Genomic DNA, 1,699 nt, shown 5'->3' with positions numbered 1-1,699 from the left:
GCTCTGCAGCGTGCCCCGGTCGCCCTGTGCGGCCAAGGTGCTGCTGTGGCTGGCCGAGCCATCGGCATTCCTTGCGCTCTGGCCCTGGCGCACCGCCATGGCGCCGTTGGGGCCCGCCACGGCAGCGCCGCTGCGCACACTGCCGTGGCCCTGGCCGTCGGTGGACACGCTGCGGCCGCGCAGCACGCCCCCACCGCCCGGCGCTGCGCGGACCACGCCGGTGCGGGCGGTGGTGCTGCCGTCGCCGTTGTGCTCCACCGTGTGGCGGCTGCGTGCGTTGGCATCGTTCGCTGCCAGAAGCAACAGTGCAGCCACGGCCAAGGCGGCCAGCAGCATGGGGCGGTAAGTGGCAACGGGGGCAGTCGGTGTCGGGACGGAAGGGAACATGGCGGTAGGCTCCTTGCAACAGAACAGGGGGTACGAAGCAGCGGGGTGCTGCGCTGGCCTGAACTATGGCCGCCAGGTATGAGCCAGTTGTGGCGCCCGCTGCACGATGTATGACAAAGCATGACAAACCACCGGCACGTGTCATGCGTTGTCATGCACCGGAGCACCTGCCCGCGCTGGCACCCGGTGTTTTCGGCCCTACCATTGGCACGCAGCCTTGGCTGCACCCACCCGCTGCCACACCCACACACCGCCCCATGACGGAAGCCCTGGCCAAGATCCTGGTCGCCGACGACGAACCCGACCTGCGTGCGCTGCTGCAGCGCTACCTGAGCGACCAGGGCTACAGCGTACGCACGGTGGAGGGCGCCGGGCCGCTGGATGTGCTGCTGCAGCGCGAGCGCTTTGATGTGCTGGTGCTCGACGTGATGATGCCGGGCGATGATGGCCTGTCGATCTGCCGCCGCCTGCGTGCGCAGGGCGAGACCATTCCCATCCTGATGCTCACGGCCAGGGGAGACCCCGTGGACCGCATCGTGGGCCTGGAGATGGGCGCCGACGACTACCTGCCCAAGCCCTTCAACCCGCGCGAGCTGCTGGCCCGCATCCAGGCCATGGTGCGCCGCCAGCGCCTGCTGGGTGCGCACACCGGGCCGCGCCAGACGGGCGGGCACATCGCGTTTGGCGCATTCACGCTGTGGCTGGACGAGCGCCGGCTGGAGCGCAACGGTGGCGAGGACGGCCAAGGGGCGCAAGACGTGCCCCTGACCACGGGCGAATTCGCGCTGCTGCAGGCGCTGGCACAGCAACCGCACCGGCCCCTGGGCCGCGACCGGCTCATCGCACTGGCCTATGGCCCCGACCACACGGCCACCGACCGCAGCATCGATGTGCAGGTGATGCGCCTGCGCAAGCTCATCGAGGCCGACCCTGCCCAGCCGCGCCACATCCGCACCGTGTGGGGCGTGGGCTATGTGTTCGTGCCCGATGGCGCAGCGCCGGGCGGCGGAGGCAAGGCATGACACCTTCCGCCACACACCAGGCCGCCGGGGGCTGGTGGCCGCGCAGCCTGCTCGGGCGCAACCTGCTGCTGATGGCGGTGCTCATCGTGCTGGGCCAGCTGGTGGCGGCCGTGCTGGTGCGGCAGATGATCTTTCAGCCCCGCGTGGCACAGGTGGCCGATGGCGTGGCGCGCAATGTGGGCGCGCTGCGCGCAGGGCTGCAGGCGCTGCCCCCGGCACAGCGGGCCGCATTTGTCGAGGCCTTCAACCAGCAGGCCGTGCGGTCGGCCCCGCCGGTGGCGGCGGAGAAC

At 70.9% G+C, this 1,699-nt stretch carries 2 protein-coding genes and 1 pseudogene; 2 read left to right on the top strand and 1 reads right to left on the bottom strand.

The annotated features are described in order from the left end of the window. On the bottom strand, positions 1-387 hold a 387-nt coding region (locus DBR23_RS25510), incomplete at its 3' end, for a hypothetical protein (RefSeq protein ID WP_233250748.1). Between the two features lie 257 nt (positions 388-644). Here DBR23_RS25510 and ompR point away from each other — a divergent pair. Continuing rightward, positions 645-1,409, top strand: a complete 765-nt coding sequence (ompR, locus tag DBR23_RS25505) for a two-component system response regulator OmpR (RefSeq protein WP_108499957.1) — start codon at positions 645-647, stop codon at positions 1,407-1,409. Beyond that, positions 1,406-1,699 (top strand): annotated as a pseudogene (locus tag DBR23_RS31815) (two-component sensor histidine kinase); the annotation flags it as partial. The gene ompR and the pseudogene DBR23_RS31815, both read left to right, overlap by 4 nt.

Origin of the sequence: Acidovorax sp. HMWF018, assembly GCF_003061035.1 — a bacterium.
GTDB classification, from domain to species: domain Bacteria; phylum Pseudomonadota; class Gammaproteobacteria; order Burkholderiales; family Burkholderiaceae_C; genus Acidovorax; species Acidovorax delafieldii.
Note: the sequence above shows the minus strand (reverse complement) of the source record. Positions and strands in the feature narration are given on the sequence as shown.

Bases quoted from the DNA above. Each gene is read 5' to 3' on its own strand.
- ompR (WP_108499957.1), top strand. From the start codon at position 645: ATGACGGAAGCCCTGGCCAAGATCCTGGTCGCCGACGACGAACCCGAC.